The organism is Chitinophaga sp. W2I13, assembly GCF_050434005.1.
Taxonomy (GTDB): Bacteria; Bacteroidota; Bacteroidia; order Chitinophagales; family Chitinophagaceae; genus Chitinophaga.
Genome location: NZ_JBNPWD010000001.1, coordinates 6123278 through 6141512, shown reverse-complemented (window position 1 = coordinate 6141512; position 18235 = coordinate 6123278). Strand labels below are relative to the sequence as shown.

Here is an 18235-nt window from a genome sequence, read left to right as displayed (position 1 = left end):
ACTTCACACCTTTTTGCAAACAAAGATTCAGACACCCGGTTGGGCTGCCCCCATATGAAAAAAACCATCAAAAACGAGTCAGTGCTTCATCCGCCGACGAAAGCAATACTTGAGCAGGAAAGAAAGATATTGCTGGATCTCGGCAACGATATTACCAAAGTAAGAGAGAAAAATGACCTGATCACACTTTTTAAAAACAACATTAAGGGATTATTTTACTTCACGCATACGATTATTACTTTAATAGACTATAAAGACGAAACCTATTATCCATTTCTGCTGGATAATGAAGGATCTCCCATCAGAACCCATCTGAAATATAAGGAACTGGTAACCGGCCGGTTTTCCCTGAACGATCCCTTCATTCAGGCTGTACTGACAGCAGAAGCACCTGTTTCTTTTCTGCTGGAAGAAATAATGGACAAGCCCCAGAGCCCACCTTTCCTTCATGTCAATTATGAAGGAGGGGTAAGGGAAATACTGATGACAAGGCTGATGAAAGAAGGAAAGCCAATGGGTTTTATTCATTTGTACTCGGACCGGACAGACAGCTTTAATCATGAATTCAGAAGTGTAATGAATGGTATCGCACCACAGCTGTCGGGTGCAGTTTCCAATATTATTAAAAACGAAGAATTACTGAATAAAGAAAAAGAGAAATCTTTCCTCCTCGATTTTAGCAGTGCTATAGCCACCGTAAGAACAAAGGAAGACCTCACCCGGGCGGTTCGCACGGCGCTGCGTAAACTTGATCAGCAAAGCGGCTTCGTCATCCGGCGCATCAATGAAGATAAAGCGACGATGAGCGCATATGTATATGATCTGGGACCAGCAGGCGATGAGAAGTCGCTCGCCGTACTGGTAAAAGCCCAATATCCTGTTAACGATGGCTTGCAAAACCGCGTGCTCAATAGTGCTATTCCTTTACTATTTAATGTAGAAAGAGAAATACAGAGAGGGATCACATCAGCCTATCTGCAATACTGGAAAAAGATGGGCTTCGAAAATTTCGTGGGTATACGGTTGCGCAACGGGGAAACCGATCTCGGAATTCTGCTGCTCGACATTGAAGAGATCAAGATAGACCTGCTGCAGGGTATTTGTGCACAGATATCCATAGCCATGGCCAATATTATGGCTAATGAGCAGGTGAGCAAAAAACAGGAAGAACAAGCCTTTCTATTAGGTTTCAGCAGCGCCATCACCAAAGTACGCACAAAAGATGAGCTGCAGGCCGCCATCTTCGAGGTGTTGGATAAAACCATGAATACACAGCTTGCGATGATCCGCGTATTGGAAGATGATGGCGTCCATTTGGGCGTATTTATGTTTGACCGCAGGCTATTCGGAAACGCCCAGGCAGATTTTGATAAATTATCTTCCAGTAAAATTAAAATTGATGAAACCTATACTGCACAGGTGCTCGCAAGTAAGGAAGGAATAATATTCAATATAGATGAAGAATTAAGAAGCGGTAATGACTATGCGAAACTTTGGAAATCCACCGGCCTGAAAAATATGTATGGCTTACCGTTACGTATGGGGGACAAGATTATCGGCACCATCTGGCTGCTGGCAGATTCCCTGGGTCCCTTACTCCTGAAAGGCATCTGTTCCCAGATTACTGTTGCCGTGGCAAATATATTAGCAAATGAAAAATTGCTGGCTTATAAAAAGCAACTGGAAATAGAAAATGATTACCTGAAAGAACAGATCAAAACCATATACAATTTTTCTGAAATCATTGGCAGCGGCGACGCGATGCAGGAGGTGTACCGCCTGATGGGACTTGTTGCAGCGTCCAATACTACGGTGTTGATACTGGGAGAAACAGGTACCGGTAAAGAACTTATCGCAAGAGCTATTCACAATGCCTCGCCACGAAAAGAAAACCTCATGGTGAAAGTAAATTGTGCGGCGCTTCCTTCCAACCTCATCGAAAGTGAACTATTTGGCCATGAACGCGGCGCCTTTACCGGAGCAACAGACCGCCGCATCGGGAAATTCGAGATGGCAGATAACAGTACCCTATTCCTGGATGAAATCGGGGAGCTGCCACTGGAGGCACAGGCTAAGCTGCTGCGTGTAATCCAGGAGCGCGAACTGGAGCGTGTGGGCGGTAAACATGTCATTAAAATCAATGTCCGCCTTGTAGCCGCTACCAACCGCAACCTGGAAGAAGAAGTAAAAGCCGGCCGCTTCCGCGCCGATCTGTATTTCAGGTTAAATGTATTTCCCATCAACCTCCCCCCGCTGCGCGACCGGCTGGAGGATATTGAAGCGCTCACGCAGTTCTTCGTAAAGAAATATAGCAGGAACACAGGCCGCACTATCAGGAAAATAGCGCCCAGGGTAATACAGCAATTACGTAGCTATACCTGGCCTGGCAATGTAAGGGAACTGGAACATCTTATTGAAAGAAGCGTACTGCTGGCTACCGACAGCACCCTGAGCGATGTTTTTATTCCGCGCAGTGCAGATGCCGATAAACACGAACAGGCTTTCCTGCAGAACCGGTCGCTGGAAGAAGTGGAGCGCGACTATATTATTGAAACGCTGAAACGCTGTAAAGGCAAGATTTCCGGTGCCGGCAGTGCAGCAGAAGTATTACAAATTCCCGGTAACACATTACACTCTAAAATAAAAAAACTGGGCATCACCAAGAGCGACTACTTCTCCTGATAAAATCCCTTAATAAAGTGAAAGGCCTGGTGGTTTCATTAAATACAGTGAAAAACAGATGCCCCAGCTCTTGCTATTTGATTGATTTTTAATGATTTACTAAAGATGGCATTTGGTTGGCCTGATAGGTAGCATCATTAAAAACAAAAATCAAATTATATGAAAGTCGTAGTAATCGGAGGCACTGGTCTCATTGGAACCAAAGTGGTAAATCAACTTCGTCAGGCTGGTCACCAGGTGATCGCTGCATCCCCTGCAACTGGTATCAACACGCTCACCGGAGAGGGACTGGCGGAAGCCATGAAGGAAACCGATATTGTTATTGATCTCGCCAACTCTCCTTCCTTTGAAGATAAAGCAGTAATGGAATTTTTCCAGACAGCAGGCCGTAACCTGTTAGCCGCAGAAATTAATGCAGGCGTAAAACATCACATAGCATTGTCTATTGTCGGCGTGGATATCATGCAAAACATTGGCTACATGCGTGCAAAAAAAGTGCAGGAAGAACTGATTGAGCAATCAGGCGTGCCTTACACCATTGTTCGCAGCACGCAATTCATTGAGTTTATTGCCGGTATCGCCAATCAGGCTACAGAAGGCAATGAAGTGCATCTTTCAGATGTATTGTTCCAACCTATCGCCTCAGATGATGTAGCAAAGTTCGTAGCGAAATATGCACTGGCTGCCCCGTTGAATGGTCGGGTAGAAATTGCAGGACCTGAGCGTTTTGAGATGTACAAAATTGTGGAGCGTTATCTGCAACTGGCCAACGATCCGCGTAAAGTAATCCCTAACGGTAAGCCTGCGTATTTCGGTGGTGAAGTTACACACAGCGCGCTGGTGCCTGCAGGCGAAGCGCAAAAGGGTGCGGTTACTTTCGAGAACTGGTGGGCCACACAGGCGGTGAAAGCATAATAACAGGGAGCTGCGATCTGTTGAAACAAGGTGCGGTCAACAGATCGCAGCTCCCTTTCTAACAATAGATGCTTACATTGAATGTACCGCCAGTTTGCCCAGCAGCTTTAATTTGTTCCGTACTTCTTCCGACCAGGGTAAACCGATGGAAAGCCTCATACAGTTTTCAAACTGATCCTGCAGGGTGAATATCCTTCCCGGCGCAATGCTGATCTTCCGTTTTATGGTGCTGTCATACAGTTCGGCGGTATTAATTTTTTTATTGAACTCCACCCATAAAGTAAGTCCGCCCTGCGGCCGGCTGGTTTTAGTGCCCTCCGGAAAATATTCGGCTATCGTATTTACATAATGCTGGTAATTGCCCTGTAAGGTTTGACGCAACCGGCGAAGATGATTTTCATACCGGCCACTTTTCAGGAAACCCGCCACCGCTTCGTGTGTAACAGCAGCCGATGATATGGCATGCACCAGCTTCAATTTCAATATTTGCTCCTTGTACCTGCCGGGTGCAATCCAGCCCACCCGGTAACCCGGCGCCAGCGTTTTGGAAACAGCGCTGCAATACAACACCATCCCCTCTTCATCAAATGACTTGCAACATTTCGGGCGTTGAGATCCGAAGTACAGATCGCCATATATATCATCCTCAATGAGCGGGATACGATGCCTGGCCAGCAGCGACACCACTTCTTTTTTATGCTCATCGGGCATACAGCTACCCAAAGGCGTATTAAAATTCGGCACCAACAGGCAAAGGTTGATCTTTGAAATCACCTTCTTTAAAGCAGCTATTTCAATACCCGTGGTGGGATGTGTAGGAAGCTCAAGTACTTTTAGTCCTATACTCCTGGCTAATTGCAGGATACCGGAGTAACAGGGGCTTTCCATCGCAATGGTATCTCCCGGCTTCGCTAAAGCCATCATACAAAAAGATAACGCATTCATCCCTCCGCTGGCAGTAACCAGGTCATTTTCATGCAGGTTTCCTCCCCATGCCAGCGAGCGGATGGCAATCATCCGACGCAATGCTGCGTTGCCCTGCAAAGGCTCATATGCGGTACCACATCCCTCCAATTCACGCGTTGCCTTAACGATCTCTTTGTTCAGCTTCGCCAAAGGCAGCAAACTTCCGGAAGGAACGCCAATCGAAAAAGGCATCAGGTCATCTCTCCCCATATTTTCATATACTTTCCTGATCAGTTCTTCCGGCTCTTTGTTATTACGGGTCGGAGAAGGCTTGCTTACTTCAGGAAGCGGAAGTTTCAGGTAAGGCAGGCGGCTTACAAAATAGCCGGATTGTGGTTTTGATTCAATCAGTGATTGTGCTTCCAGCTCCAGGAATACCCTTTTAGCAGTGTTCATGCTGATGCCGTGTTGCCGGCATAATATCCTGACGGAAGGCAGCCGGTCTCCTGCTCTCAAAACTCCGCTCCTGATCTGGCCGGCAATGCCATTGGTAATTTCAGTATACAGAAACTCCTTACTCATTTGTCAAATATAACTGTGTCCATTAAAATAATCAAAACTGAGACTGTGCTAATCGAGTGGCTGCAGCTATTTTTGCATAAAACAATTATGCCAGCAGTAATTATTAAAACCGGTAAAGAGCACATGGATGTACAGGCGATACATCGTTTCTTAAGTGAAGATTCCTACTGGGCCAAAGGGATTTCGTATGAACTGGTAGATAACTCGCTGCAACATTCGTTTTGTACAGGCGCCTTTACAGGTGGTCAGCAAATCGGGTTTGGAAGGGTGATCACCGACTACTCCACCTTTGGATGGTTCGCGGATTTTTATGTATTGGAAGAATACAGGAGACAGGGAATTTCTAAAAAAATACTGACACACATATTAGCACAACCATGGGCTAAGCGTTTAAGGAGAATAATGCTTAATACCAAAGATGCACACGGATTATATCGTCAGTTTCAATTTAGAGATTTGGCCAATCCGGCATTTGTACAGGAAATTTACCGGCCTGATATTCACCTGCAGTTGCCTGAATAGTGCGCCAGGGAAACGTCATTTCCGATTTGAAATAACGGCCTGTTGTCCCCGTACCAGCGCCTCATCTGCATTTATTACTGTTGCTACGGGAATATTCAATAGCTGGCAGGCCAGTGTGTAAAGCGGAGCATGCTGCGGCCCTGCCACCAGGTATACAGGTGTACCAGGTGGCACAGCCTTCAGTTCTGCACCAATGAGCAGGCCGCTTAAATAAAAACGGTTATGGGCGGCAGGGATCTTTTTTAGCAACTGGTTGGTGCGTACCATAAAGGCTGCATGCAGCAGGTTGTCCGACCTTCCGGCCTGTACCCCTTCTGTGAAGCAGGCGAGCGATGCCGGGTCATCCAGCGTTCCGCCGTTTTCTACAGACGCGGCGAGGATGCTGTGGGTAGAGAGCAGGTCAAAAAATTCGCCTGTCATGAAGGTTTGAAAACGAATGGCCTGGTGACGGTTTACTACCACATGTTTTGGATGCGTGCCTGGCATGAGCAGCCATTGGTCCTGCGTTGTATGCGGTAACAATGACCCGCAGCCAGCTATTTTCGTTTCTTCGCCACGCATCACATCATGTCCATTGGTGGCGCCGGAAATAATGATGAACCTGTTGAAAGTATGTACCGCCAGATCTGCTCCGCTCATGTTAAAGGGCAGCTCCTTGTAAGGCAACTCTACCATGCCAATACTGGAAGATGCCATGCCGGACAGCACTACCGGCGTATCCTGCAGCGGAATGCCTGTTCTCTCCGCCAGTGTATCGATCTGGCGATTGATAACCGATGCGAAAAAATCTTCCCGGGCCAGCGATGTTTGCTGCCATTGCTGGTAAGTGCCGGCAATACCAGCACCTGATTTTTCTTCTGCTATGATGTTCAGGTTACTTGTTTCCACCAATCGTAACCGGAAAGAACTGGTGCCCCAGTCACAACTTAAAAAATAATTCATCTGCTGCTGTTTAATATTCATCATCTCCTCTTTTTATCCGTTCCTACATTCCCCACCAGGAAAATATACGAGCATGCACCCAGCAGTCCGAGTACTGCCACAAAAACCAACGCCGGCGCAAAGTTGCCTCCCCTTGCCAGGAAACCTATTACAATGGGTACAACAATACCGGCCAGCTGGCCAATGAAGTTAAACACACCGCCTGTAAGATTGATGAGGTGTTTGGGCGCCAGCGTAGATACAAATATCCAGGTGATGGAAGCAAAGCCCACCCCGAAAAATGACAGGGACATAAAAAAGATGATGAGCCCCGGTAGGCTTACATAGTTAGCACCCAGTATAAAAGCGGATAACAATAAACCTATGATGATGGGCAGCTTGCGCGCTTTTGCAGTAGACACTCCTTTTTTCACCAGGTAATCAGATAAAAAACCGGAACACAAAATGCCTGTAAACGCTGCTACATAAGGCACGGACACCCAATAACCTGATTTAATGAAATCAAGACCCCGGTAGTCTGCCAGGTACTTTGGAAACCAGGTGAGGAAGAACCATAATGTGGAGTTCACCGCAAACTGTCCGATATAAATACCCCAGAGCTTACGATAAGAAAGCACCGCTTTCAGGTCGGCCCAGCGGAAAGCCGTTTTCTTTTCGGCCGCTTGCTTGTCCAGCAGGCCGCCACCGTTTTCAATATGCTGCAACTCCGCGGCGTTAACCCTTTTGTGCCTGAGCGGGTCCCGGTAAAACAGGTACCATACTATTCCCCAGATGATGCCAATGACGCCAGTCACGAGGAATAGCCCTCTCCAGCCCACCTCCAGCTGGATCATAGATAGTACCGGCATCAGGAAGGCCAGGCCAAGGAACTGGCCGGAGGTATACACAGCGATAGCAGAAGCCCGCTCATTGTCAGGGAACCAATTACTCACCACCCGGTTGTTGATGGAAAACGCCGGTGCTTCAAATACGCCTGTGGCCATGCGGAGGCCAAAAAGAGAGGCAAAGCCTTTTGCAAATCCCTGCATAACCGTGGCAAACGACCAGCTAATAAGACAGATGGCATACAGGATATGCGGACTGAAACGGTTCACCAATATACCACCGGGTATCTGGAAAAGCAGGTAGGTCCAACTGAAGGCTGAAAAGACCAGCCCCAGTTGCACCGGAGTCAATTTAAATTCCTTATCTATTTCAGAAGCGGCTACCGCCAGGTTGCTTCTGTCCATGTAGTTGATCACTACATTCACAAATATCAGGAACAGTACCTGGTAGCGTATTTTTGAAGGCTTCGCATTAGGATTGAGTGCTTTCATGTAGTTTTTACAGGTCTGTGTTTACCATTCCGCCACACTGCCATCGGTATGCCGCCACACGGGGTTACGCCAGTTGTGGCCTTCAGCGGCCATTTTCCTTACATGCGCTTCGTTGATCTCTATACCAAGACCTGGTTTGGAAGGAATTTCCACATAGCCATCCTTGTATTGGAATACTGTTTTATCCGCCAGGTAATCCAGCAGGTCGCTGCCCTGGTTGTAATGAATACCGAGGCTTTGTTCCTGGATAAAAGCGTTGTGGCAGGTAGCGTCTACCTGCAGGCAGGCCGCCAGCGCAATAGGTCCCAGCGGACAATGCGGCGCTGCTGCCACGTCAAACGCTTCTGCCATGGAGATGATCTTTTTGCATTCGGTGATGCCCCCGGCATGGGAAACATCCGGCTGGATAATATCCACGTAACCTTCCTTCAGCAGTGTTTTGAACTGCCATTTGGAAAACATGCGTTCACCGGTGGCAATGGGGATGGCTACGTGTTGCGCAATCTCGCGCAGGTCTTCATTGTTTTCCGGCAGTACCGGCTCTTCAATAAACATGGGCCGGAACGGCTCCATTTCTTTGGCCAGTATTTTAGCCATGGGCTTGTGCACGCGGCCGTGAAAGTCGATGCCGATACCGATGCCCGGTCCAACGGCTTCGCGCACGGAAGCGATGCGTTCAATGGCGGCATCTATCTTTTCATAACTATCAATGTACTGCAGTTCCTCCGTAGCATTCATCTTTACGGCCAGGAAGCCCTGTTCTGCCATTTTACGGGCAGCCGCTCCTACTTCAGCGGGACGGTCGCCGCCAATCCAGGAGTAGACCTTCATTTTGTCGCGCGCTTTGCCGCCCAGTAGCTGGTAGACGGGCGCGTTGTAATACTTCCCTTTAATGTCCCACAACGCCTGATCGATGCCTGCAATGGCGCTCATCAGGATGGGACCGCCGCGGTAAAAGCCGGCACGGTACATCACGTTCCAGTGGTCTTCAATATGCATAGGATCTTTGCCCAGGAGGTATTCCATTAACTCGTCCACCGCAGTTTTAACCGTGGCGGCTTTCCCTTCTATCACCGGTTCGCCCCAGCCAATAATGCCTTCGTCCGTTTCTATTTTCAGGAACAGCCAGCGTGGCGGCACCTGGAACAGTTCATAGCTTTTTATCTTCATAACGATGTATTACTTTTTCAGGATTGAATGGCTCGGACGAACTGTTGTGCCTTTATGGCGAGTTGCTGCAAATATTCCGGCGTAACGGCAACACCGGCACTCACCAGGGCGCTGCCAATGCCAAAGCCGGCAGCACCGGCTTTCTGGAAATCTTTGATGTTCTCGGGTGTGATGCCACCTGTAGGTAGCAGGTGCATTTTAGGCAGTGGTGCGGAAATATCTTTGATATAAGCAGCGGAGGTAGCCGGGAAAACCTTAATCATGTCTGCCCCCTGTTTGTAGGCTGCATAAACTTCAGTGGCCGTATAGGCGCCGGGAATGCTCACCACACCCAGTTCCCGGGCTGTTTTGATCACTTCCGGTTCCAGTATAGGAGAAAGTATGAAGCGAGCTCCCGCCGCCGCTGCTTCCCTGGCAGTAGCGGCGTCCAGCACAGTGCCGGCGCCGATGATCATTTTATCGCCCATTTTAGCGGACACTTCTTTGATAACGGCCAGTGGCTCGCTTGAATTCATTGTTATTTCAAGCAGGCGGATGCCGCCGGCATAAATGGCCTCTGCCACCCGCAGCACATCTGCCGGCTGTACCCCGCGGATGATGGCAATGATCTTATGTTCGAGTATCTGAGAGAGTGTAGACATGGAATTTACGCGTATAATTGTCTACCGGAAAGATAAAAATAATTAAGTGTATTTTCAACATTTCTTACACTCCGGGCACGGGAACGCCCAAACGTAATATTAATAATACCAGTAAGCTACATGAAGAACTCCTCTGAAATAATTTTACCGTCTTTCACATGATATACGCAAAGCTCACTCATCTTCATACGGTCCCTGCCAATCATCTTGAGATCCATGGTGAGCACGAATGCAATAACATTGCCTGCGATCAATGGTTCCGAAACCTCCGTGCCATACCTGGTTTCCACCATAGCACTGAACTTTTTGTCTTTCTCAGTTAAAGCCTCCCGTCCTTTGGTTTCTATTTCAAAGCCAGGCGTGGCATAGGGTTCTATGCTAACTGCATCATCGGCATAGAGTTCTTTTTGTGCCACATCAAATTTTTCCTGCCGGCAAAGTTCCGTTAAACGTGCAGCAATTTGTTCTACTGTCATAATATGGGTTTTTATTGATGAAAATAAAAATACACATTTTATATTACAGGCGGATTTAAAAGAATCGCTATGCGGACAATTTATACCACGGAGATTTTCCGGGTACCTGAATTTTTCAGGATCATGTGTTATGTTACGAGTGTGCTTATGCTGGTAATCATGTCCCGGCTTTTACACTATTCAAAAAAATAATCACACCATGATATTACCGAAACAAAGGGACCCAAGATTTATAACGATAAGACGTGGTGGCACTTTGACAGATATCCATCATCATTTGCTGGCATTATGGGCCGCCAGTTGCGCGGAACATGTGCTGCACCTGTTTGAGCAGGCCTCTGACGACGACCGGCCACAACAAGCAATAGCATTGACACGCGCATGGGTAAACGGAGAAATCACTATGAAAGAAGCGCACAAAACAGCTTTTGCTACAAATGCTGCTGCAAAAGGATTGCCTGACGCCGCCAGGTTTGCAGCACTGGCAGCCGGGCAAGCGGTAGCAGTGGCCCACGTTGCAGCACATGAACTTGGTGCAGCAGCCTACGCCATCAGAGCAGCGATGGAATCCGTTCCTGAAAATGAAAAAGATGAAATGCGACGCAAAGAATGTCAATGGCAGCGGGAACAACTTCCGGATGCCATCCGTGAACTTGTTCTTGACGATCAGCAATTAAGAAATAATATATGCTGGTTTGTATTCAGCTTGTAAGGAGTAAGCGACAAGTATCCAATACTTATCACCTTATTTACTTTTAAGCCAGCTGACATATTTTTCCAGTTCATCGCCTGTTTCGCCGGCCGCCAACGCGAGGTATTCGTTAAGCAGTACCGGGTCTTTTATATATTCATCAATGGCCTGCAGGCAGCCAATCTTATGATACTGCTCATCAACGGTGTCCCACGATTGTTTCAATATCGTCCTGATATCCGGATACTTGAGTTTTGCCAGCGCCAGCAGGGATAACCGTTTGGTGTATTCATCATTGCTATGGTAAAGGTTTAAAAGGATGTGCGCTATTCCGGGCGTTAGTGTATCGAACTTTTTTTCAAAACAGGCAGCAAACTGATATTTTGCATCATCGTATTCAGTTCCGGATAATTGAGACACAGCCCTGGCAAGTATCATAAAATCTTCGACTGAAAGATCGCCGAGGTTCGATAATACAGGCGCCCGGGATAACCATGCAATCATTCTTCCAATATCCCAATGCCGCGCAATGAGGTAAAGCAAATGAGCCAGATCCTCCTCATCCAGCTGATTGATTTGTCTGGCGGCCAGCAGGGCCGAAAAATAATCTTCTATTGGTTGCCACTCCGGATAACTGGCGTCATTAACTTGCAGGTCCTGTATCTCTTGCAGGGAATAGTTTGCCGACAGCCATTCTTTAAATGAGTTTACAAAAATTTTTAGTGTGGTTTTATGGTCTGTCATAGTTGCATCTTACGGTACAAAATAAAATAGCCGCGTGAATTATCCAACATTTTATACATCGAAAAGATTTTTATGCGCAGTAAATCTTAAATTACATAAAACCCTGATCATGTCTAAAGCTGGACTCGCACATCCTGGTCAACCGGTTAACACCACGTCTCTGGAAAACTTCTTCCCTGGTTATTTTGCGCTGATAATGGCTACAGGAATCGTTTCCATAGGAATGTTCCTCTGGTCGCATCCCCGCATGGCCGGTATCTTTCTCGGTTTAAATATATTTTTTTACCTGCTGTTATGGATCATTCTTATTCTACGGATTATAAAATTCCCGGTAGTGGTTTGGAATGATCTCCATCATCCGGCCAGGGGCGTAACCTTCCTCACACTGGTAGCCGGTAACAATGTGCTGGGCAGCCAGGTGGCGCTTATCACCGGTCGCATGGATATTGCGCTGGCATTATGGATAGCGGGGTTTGTACTCTGGATACTGCTGTTATATACTTTCTTCCTTGTAAATATTATGAAGGAGCCCAAACCTTCGCTGGAGCAGAGCATCAATGGCGCCTGGCTGTTAATCGTTGTATCTACAGAGTCGGTGGCTGTTTTGGGGGCCATCATCGCCAACAGCAGCGCACTTCACTGGCTGATTGCATTTATTTCCCTGTGCACTTATATGATAGGTGGCATGTTTTACTTTGTACTTATCGGGCTAATCCTTTACCGGTGGTTGTTTTTCAGCATGAAAGCAGAAACCCTCACACCACCCTACTGGATTAATATGGGCGCAGTAGCGATTATTACATTGGCAGGTTCCCGTCTTGTCATGTATGCCCGGGCACATGAAACACTTGGTGAGTGGGCCGGCTTCGTACAGGCTTTCACGATGTTTTTCTGGGCGTTTGCCAGCTGGTGGCTCCCTTTGTTATTCATCATGTTTTTCTACCGGCACTTTATTGCCGGCGTGCAGTTGAAGTACGATCCACAGTATTGGTCGATGGTTTTCCCACTGGGCATGTACGGTGTATGTACGTATACATATGCGGCCATCACCGGTTTCAGTTTCCTGAAACCTATTTCCGCTTTATTTGTTATATTAGCTTTAGGCACGTGGGTGATCGTGATGATTGGTTTGTTTATTGATCTTTTTTCAGCAAAAAAAATACAAGAGAAATAACCCCGTTTGTCTTATTCAGCTATCCAAAAATGTACCCATGCAGCATTCTCTCAATAAGAAAGCGGCCATTATTTCGATTATTGCTACCCTCGTTTGCGTAGTGATTTCATTTTATGGCTCCAGGAAACTGCAAAATTTTGACCCTGCTTTAATTGCCTATTTATTCGGAACCCTGTTTGCGCTGTTCGGAGGCATTTACCGTTATTGCGTATGGCTGCAAAGGCCTCCTACCTGGATGTATTTTAAACGCACCTGGCAACTGGTCTTCTCCGGAAAAATCTTCGCTCATATTTTTTCCCTGGTAGCAGACTCCGTAAAGAACCTCCTGTTCCAGTCTTTTATCTACCCCAGGGGCAAAAAACGGTGGATAGCGCACTTTATGCTGGCGTCCGGTTGCCTGGCGGCATTCGCCATTACCATTCCGCTCACTCTTGGCTGGATCAATTTCACCCTGGACCCTGCATCCGCATTGGATCCGGGAGCTACTAAATTATATGCTGCCAACTTCTTCGGTTTTAAAGTAATGAACTTTAAACTGGGGTCGGTTATGGCGTTTTTAATTTTTCATGCTTTAACCTGGTGCTCCTGGTTTGTTATAGCAGGCGCGGTAATTTTTTTAGTAAGAAGATTAACCAATGCGGGCCTGATCGCATCCCAGACCTTTGAAGGCGATCTGCTCCCCTTGATTCTCCTGATCATTATTTCGGTAACGGGGCTGGGACTGAATTTCAGCTATGCTTTTATGAAAGGCATCGCCTATGATTTTATGTCGGTAACACATGCCATCTCCGTGATCCTTTTCCTGGTGTGGATTCCCTTTGGCAAGTTCTTTCATATTATCCAGCGTCCTGCGCAGATAGGTGCGCATATTTATAGGCGGGAAGGAGAAAAGAGAGGCATGGCGATTTGTCCGCATACGGGCAAGGCATTTACCTCCCAGCTACACGTAGACGATCTGAAGACCGTCACCAAACAATTAGGTTTCGATTTCACCCTGGAAGACGGCACCTCTCACCTGGATTACAGCCCGGAAGGAAAACGCTCCCTGCTGGCCAAGGCACATCTGAAGGCCCGGCAGGAAGGCGGTACGCTGTTTGGATAAACGCAAAGAAGCATTACCCGAAAATAAAATACGATCAGCATGGCCAAATTACCCGTTTCCACCGATAAACTGATTGCCCATTTCGGCCCTCATCTCAACTTTGCTCCCCAGGAGGGATACACCGGCAGGGATGAACCTGATGCCACCGTTAAAACTCATTGCTGCTTCTGTGGTATGCAATGCGGCATTCAGCTGCTGGTAAAAAACAACAAAGTGGTTGGGTTCGAACCGTGGATGGAATTCCCCTTCAACGAAGGACGGCTTTGCCCCAAAGGCGTACAGCGGTACCTGCAGGATAATCACCCCGACCGGTTAATGGAACCACTGGAGCGGGTGGAAGGAGAAGGCTTTAAGCCGGTTTCCTGGGATCATGCACTCAGCAGGGTTACTGCCGCTATCAGGCAGATACAAGCCGATCATGGGAAAGATGCTTTCGCGGTTTTATCAGGAGTGTCACTCACCAACGAAAAAAGCTACCTGATGGGAAAATTTGCGCGGGTAGCTATAAAAACCGCCAACCTGGATTATAATGGCAGATTGTGTATGGTGAGTGCCGGCGCCGGGAATAAAAAGGCGTTTGGGCTGGATCGTGCCTCCAACAGCTACGCCGACCTGGAACATGCGGAGGTGATCATTGTTACCGGCGCTAATGTGAGCGAAACTTTCCCTACCCTCACCCATTGGCTTTGGCGGGCAAGAGACAACGGCGCAAAACTGATTGTCATAGACCCAAGGGTTATTCCACTGGCCAGAACGGCAGACATACACCTCGCGATAAAACCAGGAACAGATTCTGCCCTGTATGGCGCCATGCTTAAATACCTGGCGGACCATGATATGCTGGATCATGATTTTATTGATCAGCATACCACCGGGTTCCAGGAAACTATTGCAGCGGTACAGGACTATACCCTTGAATGGGCGGAAACCATTACCGGTATCGAAAAGGAAAAAATACAAATGGCAGCGGAACTATGGGGCAAAGCCAGCACCAGTTTTCTCCTCCATGCACGCGGTATTGAACATCACTCCAAAGGAGTAGACAATGTACTGGGCTGTATCAACCTGGTATTGGCTACCGGCCGCATTGGCCGGCCCTACTGCGGTTACGGCACCATCACCGGTCAGGGTAACGGGCAAGGAGGCCGGGAACATGGACATAAATGCGACCAGCTGCCGGGCAACCGCGACATCACCAATCCGGAACACCGGAAATATATTGCCGGCGTATGGAATATCCCGGAACAGGAACTGCCTGGAAAAGGACTCACCGCCTGGGAGCTGATAGAAGCCATACATCGCGGCGAGGTAAAAGGATTGCTGTCTATCTGCTTCAACCCGCTGGTATCTTTGCCTAATAATAACTATGTGAGGGAAGCCCTCGAGAAACTGGAATTCTATGTTTGCATCGATTTCTTTTTAAACGAAACCGCCAGGCATGCAGATATCGTACTGGCAGGCTCCCTGCACGAAGAAGAAGAAGGCACCGTTACTACTGCAGAAGGCCGGGTAGTTCGTATACGCCAGGCCGTTACCCCTCCGGGAAATGCCCGCACAGATACTTCCATTATACTGGAACTGGCAGCCAGGCTGGGAGAAGCAGAGCGATTTAACTACGCCAGCTCAGAAGCCATTTTTAATGAACTGCGCATCGCCTCCAAAGGTGGCACGGCCGATTACTATGGCATCACTTATAAAAAAGTGGAAGATAATATGGGCATCTTCTGGCCCTGCCCTTCCGAAGATCATCCGGGCACACCACGACTGTGGGAAGATAAAAAATTTGCCACCCCGGATGGTAAGGCTCATTTTAACCCGGCACCGTTCCGGCAACCATCGGAGGTAACTGACAGCGAATACCCGGTAGTACTTACCACCGGACGGGTAGTATCACAGTACCTCAGTGGCACACAAACCAGGCGGATCGGCAAACTGGTGGAGCTGATACCCGAGCCGCTGCTCGAAATACATCCTGAACTGGCACAACGATACAATATCCGGCAACGCGAAACCGTACGGGTTACCACCAGGCGCGGCACGGCCGATTTCCCGGCAAATATTGTGGAAACAATACGGAAAGACACCGTATTCATCCCCTATCACTGGCCTGGCAAAAAATCAGCCAACCAGCTGACCATCGGCACACTGGACCCGGTGTCAAAGATCCCGGAATTCAAAGTATGCGCGTGCCAGCTGGAGCCGTTGGGAGTTTTCACCCAGCCGGGCGAAGTACCTGCATTTGACAGTATCTGATTCACACAAAACATGATAACCTGATGGAAGTTACCGCCTACAAAACCGATATGGAGTTCTTCGTGGACATGCAGCGCTGCATTGGCTGCAAAGCATGTGAAATGGCCTGTGCGGAATGCGAAACCAATGGCCACGAAAGTATGATCCACGTAAATTACGTGGAACGCGCTGTTACTATCCAAACCACGGTGCAGGTATGCATGCACTGCGACGATCCCGTATGCGCGAAAGTGTGTCCTGCTGACGCTATTTCCAAAGATGACTTTGGCGTTGTACACAGCGCCAATACCGCGCGGTGCATAGGCTGCTCCAACTGCGTGATGGCTTGTCCTTTTGGCGTACCCATCAAAGAAGAGAAATACGACATGATGATGAAATGCAACATGTGCTACGACCGGACCAGCGCCGGCAAAAAACCGATGTGCGCCACTGTTTGCCCCAGCCAGGCCTTGTTTTACGGCACCAGGGAAGAAATTAACCGGATGCGCCCTAATAGCACCCCGGTAAATAAATTCATTTTCGGGGAACAGGAAGTGACAACGAAAGTAAATATCATGATGCCCAAAGGAAGCACCTTTCTGAAAATCCATTAAACTGAACAGTATGTCTGATAAAACTGCAAAAGCACCTCATTGGAAAGAGGATTTTCCGATAGAAAGAACCGAAGCCACGAAGGTAAGCCGGCGGGATTTCGCCCGCTTCCTTTGCCTGGTTTCCGGCGGTCTTGCAGCGGGCAGCGCCTACGTAGCTGTTAAAGCGAATTTCTTTCCGCCAGAAGAAGTAACAGGAGAACATTTTGTTTGTAAAGCAGCCAGCGTTCCTGTAGGAGGTACCCGTTCCTTTGTTATTGAAGGAAGCACTATCCCGTATATTCTCATACGACTGGAAAACGGCAACTGGAAGGCATATGAACAAAAATGCACCCATCTTTCCTGTGCAGTATATTATAAGCCCGGCTCCGGGCAGATTGTATGCCCCTGTCATGAAGGTTTCTTTGACGCCATGACAGGCGAAGTGCTGGCAGGGCCGCCGCCCAGGCCATTACCCGCCCTGGAAGTATTGCTGAAAGGGGATGATGTGTATGTGAAAGCCGGGAATCAGAATGCTGCTAAAAACGCAGCTGCCATTTAAAAATCTATCTAACAATATTAAAAATGAGCAATTTTAAAGATGCACAAAATAAAGCGCACCCAAATAAAACAAACACGCTCATATCTGCGCTGATCATTATTCTTATCCTGAATATCGGCATCCAGATATGGCTGCTTTATACCAGTCTTAATAACGCCCTCGGCGAAAACAGGGATATTGCCCTGCCGGCATTTCTGGCCTCACTGTTTTTATTCCTGATAGGTTTCTTCTGGCTGCATTTCCTGCCTATGGGATACCGGAAAAATGACCGGGAATAAAGGGAAATACTCCAGGAAGCCTACAACAAAGCTGAAATTCTTCAGTTTCAGGTATTCCCCCACCGGATCATCTTTTTCAAAGCCCGAAGGAATACGTTTTATTTTTCCTTCTTTGCTCAAACCGCCGAAGTAATGCTGGCAACTTTCTTCACCTACAATTTTCTCAAACTCCAGTGCATTGCCGGAAATCTCTTTCCGGAGCGTTTTCGGGCTATCATTTTCCAGCATGTAAATACCTCCCGCCAGAAAGGATTGACCACGCTGGATATGCAGATAGTAGCCGGCTTTCCCTACCGCTGGTTAGGTGCTTAGCATACGAAATTCTCTCAGTACCGGATTATAAAAGTTTTTGTTAAAACACTTTGAATTACAAAGTACTTTTAGTTACTTTGTAATTCAAAGCATTTCTCTCACTTAAAAAAGGCGGGATCATGAAAATTTCAAGAAAAAGATTTGTTGTCCTCTTCCTCATTGGTGGATTTGCCTTTCTTTTTATATACAACGTAATTTTTCGGTCAGTCGTCCGGCTCATTCCTGAAAACGGAGCGTCTTTTATGAGCACGGAATCACTTACTGGCTGGAAGAGCATAGTATCCACAATGTTGTATCCTGTTAAAATTGTTCTGGCGGGTCCCATTCTTCCACTTATGAATCTGCCGGATCCTCCACCCCCATTCCTGGTTATTGGATTTGCTCTCTACTGGACTATA

At 47.6% G+C, this 18235-nt stretch carries 18 protein-coding genes; 10 read left to right on the top strand and 8 right to left on the bottom strand.

Features of this window, described 5'->3' with window-relative positions; all coding sequences use genetic code 11:
- Positions 1–81 precede the first annotated feature (81 nt).
- Both QFZ48_RS25085 and QFZ48_RS25080 read left to right on the top strand, forming a co-directional pair.
- Positions 82–2682 (top strand): sigma 54-interacting transcriptional regulator, encoded by a 2601-nt coding sequence (locus QFZ48_RS25085; RefSeq protein WP_429064270.1) that lies wholly within the window; start codon positions 82–84, stop codon positions 2680–2682.
- 159 nt (positions 2683–2841) lie between these two features.
- Positions 2842–3597 (top strand): SDR family oxidoreductase, encoded by a 756-nt coding sequence (locus QFZ48_RS25080; RefSeq protein ID WP_429048515.1) that lies wholly within the window; start codon positions 2842–2844, stop codon positions 3595–3597.
- 72 nt (positions 3598–3669) lie between these two features.
- On the opposite strand, the gene QFZ48_RS25075 is transcribed toward QFZ48_RS25080, so the two are convergent.
- Positions 3670–5085 (bottom strand): PLP-dependent aminotransferase family protein, encoded by a 1416-nt coding sequence (locus tag QFZ48_RS25075; RefSeq protein ID WP_429064268.1) that lies wholly within the window; start codon positions 5083–5085, stop codon positions 3670–3672.
- Between the two features lie 87 nt (positions 5086–5172).
- Between QFZ48_RS25075 and QFZ48_RS25070 the strand changes: the two genes are divergently transcribed.
- Entirely contained in the window at positions 5173–5607 is a 435-nt protein-coding gene (locus tag QFZ48_RS25070; protein WP_429048518.1) for a GNAT family N-acetyltransferase, read from the top strand.
- Positions 5608–5622: 15 nt separating this feature from the next.
- On the opposite strand, the gene QFZ48_RS25065 is transcribed toward QFZ48_RS25070, so the two are convergent.
- From QFZ48_RS25065 to QFZ48_RS25045, 5 genes are all read right to left on the bottom strand, one after another.
- Positions 5623–6573: a 2-dehydro-3-deoxygalactonokinase gene (locus tag QFZ48_RS25065; RefSeq protein ID WP_429064266.1), complete on the bottom strand. Its 951-nt coding sequence runs from the start codon at positions 6571–6573 to the stop codon at positions 5623–5625.
- Positions 6570–7865 carry an MFS transporter gene (locus QFZ48_RS25060; RefSeq protein WP_429064265.1) on the bottom strand — a complete coding sequence of 432 codons (1296 nt, stop codon included), beginning with the start codon at positions 7863–7865 and terminating at the stop codon, positions 6570–6572. The genes QFZ48_RS25065 and QFZ48_RS25060 overlap by 4 nt, the downstream gene beginning before the upstream one ends.
- A gap of 21 nt (positions 7866–7886) precedes the next feature.
- Complete coding sequence (dgoD, locus tag QFZ48_RS25055) at positions 7887–9035, bottom strand: galactonate dehydratase (protein ID WP_429048523.1); 1149 nt, start codon at positions 9033–9035, stop codon at positions 7887–7889.
- A 17-nt stretch (positions 9036–9052) separates the two neighbouring features.
- On the bottom strand, positions 9053–9676 hold the full coding sequence (locus QFZ48_RS25050) for a bifunctional 4-hydroxy-2-oxoglutarate aldolase/2-dehydro-3-deoxy-phosphogluconate aldolase (RefSeq protein WP_429048525.1): 624 nt from the start codon (positions 9674–9676) through the stop codon (positions 9053–9055).
- Between the two features lie 116 nt (positions 9677–9792).
- Positions 9793–10152: a SnoaL-like domain-containing protein gene (locus tag QFZ48_RS25045; protein ID WP_429048527.1), complete on the bottom strand. Its 360-nt coding sequence runs from the start codon at positions 10150–10152 to the stop codon at positions 9793–9795.
- 199 nt (positions 10153–10351) lie between these two features.
- Here QFZ48_RS25045 and QFZ48_RS25040 point away from each other — a divergent pair, with 199 nt between their 5' ends.
- Positions 10352–10864, top strand: coding sequence for a putative immunity protein (locus QFZ48_RS25040; RefSeq protein WP_429048529.1), 513 nt, complete (start codon positions 10352–10354; stop codon positions 10862–10864).
- A gap of 33 nt (positions 10865–10897) precedes the next feature.
- On the opposite strand, the gene QFZ48_RS25035 is transcribed toward QFZ48_RS25040, so the two are convergent.
- The gene (locus QFZ48_RS25035; protein WP_429048531.1) at positions 10898–11587 is read right to left on the bottom strand and encodes a hypothetical protein; all 690 of its coding nucleotides are present in this window, start codon (positions 11585–11587) and stop codon (positions 10898–10900) included.
- A gap of 109 nt (positions 11588–11696) precedes the next feature.
- Here QFZ48_RS25035 and QFZ48_RS25030 point away from each other — a divergent pair, with 109 nt between their 5' ends.
- The 6 genes from QFZ48_RS25030 to QFZ48_RS25005 are packed head-to-tail and all read left to right on the top strand — an operon-like array spanning position 11697 to position 17525.
- Complete coding sequence (locus QFZ48_RS25030) at positions 11697–12761, top strand: tellurite resistance/C4-dicarboxylate transporter family protein (RefSeq protein ID WP_429064262.1); 1065 nt, start codon at positions 11697–11699, stop codon at positions 12759–12761.
- 37 nt (positions 12762–12798) lie between these two features.
- Positions 12799–13863 (top strand): hypothetical protein, encoded by a 1065-nt coding sequence (locus QFZ48_RS25025; RefSeq protein WP_429048534.1) that lies wholly within the window; start codon positions 12799–12801, stop codon positions 13861–13863.
- 39 nt (positions 13864–13902) lie between these two features.
- Positions 13903–16116, top strand: a complete 2214-nt coding sequence (locus tag QFZ48_RS25020) for a molybdopterin oxidoreductase family protein (RefSeq protein ID WP_429048535.1) — start codon at positions 13903–13905, stop codon at positions 16114–16116.
- Positions 16117–16139: 23 nt separating this feature from the next.
- Positions 16140–16709: a 4Fe-4S dicluster domain-containing protein gene (locus QFZ48_RS25015; protein ID WP_370910607.1), complete on the top strand. Its 570-nt coding sequence runs from the start codon at positions 16140–16142 to the stop codon at positions 16707–16709.
- A gap of 10 nt (positions 16710–16719) precedes the next feature.
- Positions 16720–17247, top strand: a complete 528-nt coding sequence (locus tag QFZ48_RS25010) for a Rieske (2Fe-2S) protein (RefSeq protein ID WP_429048537.1) — start codon at positions 16720–16722, stop codon at positions 17245–17247.
- Between the two features lie 23 nt (positions 17248–17270).
- Positions 17271–17525, top strand: coding sequence for a DUF6755 family protein (locus QFZ48_RS25005; protein WP_429048539.1), 255 nt, complete (start codon positions 17271–17273; stop codon positions 17523–17525).
- Here QFZ48_RS25005 and QFZ48_RS25000 read toward each other — a convergent pair.
- Positions 17457–17753: a DUF2461 family protein gene (locus QFZ48_RS25000; protein WP_429064261.1), complete on the bottom strand. Its 297-nt coding sequence runs from the start codon at positions 17751–17753 to the stop codon at positions 17457–17459. The genes QFZ48_RS25005 and QFZ48_RS25000 overlap by 69 nt on opposite strands.
- Between the last annotated feature and the right edge of the window lie 482 nt (positions 17754–18235).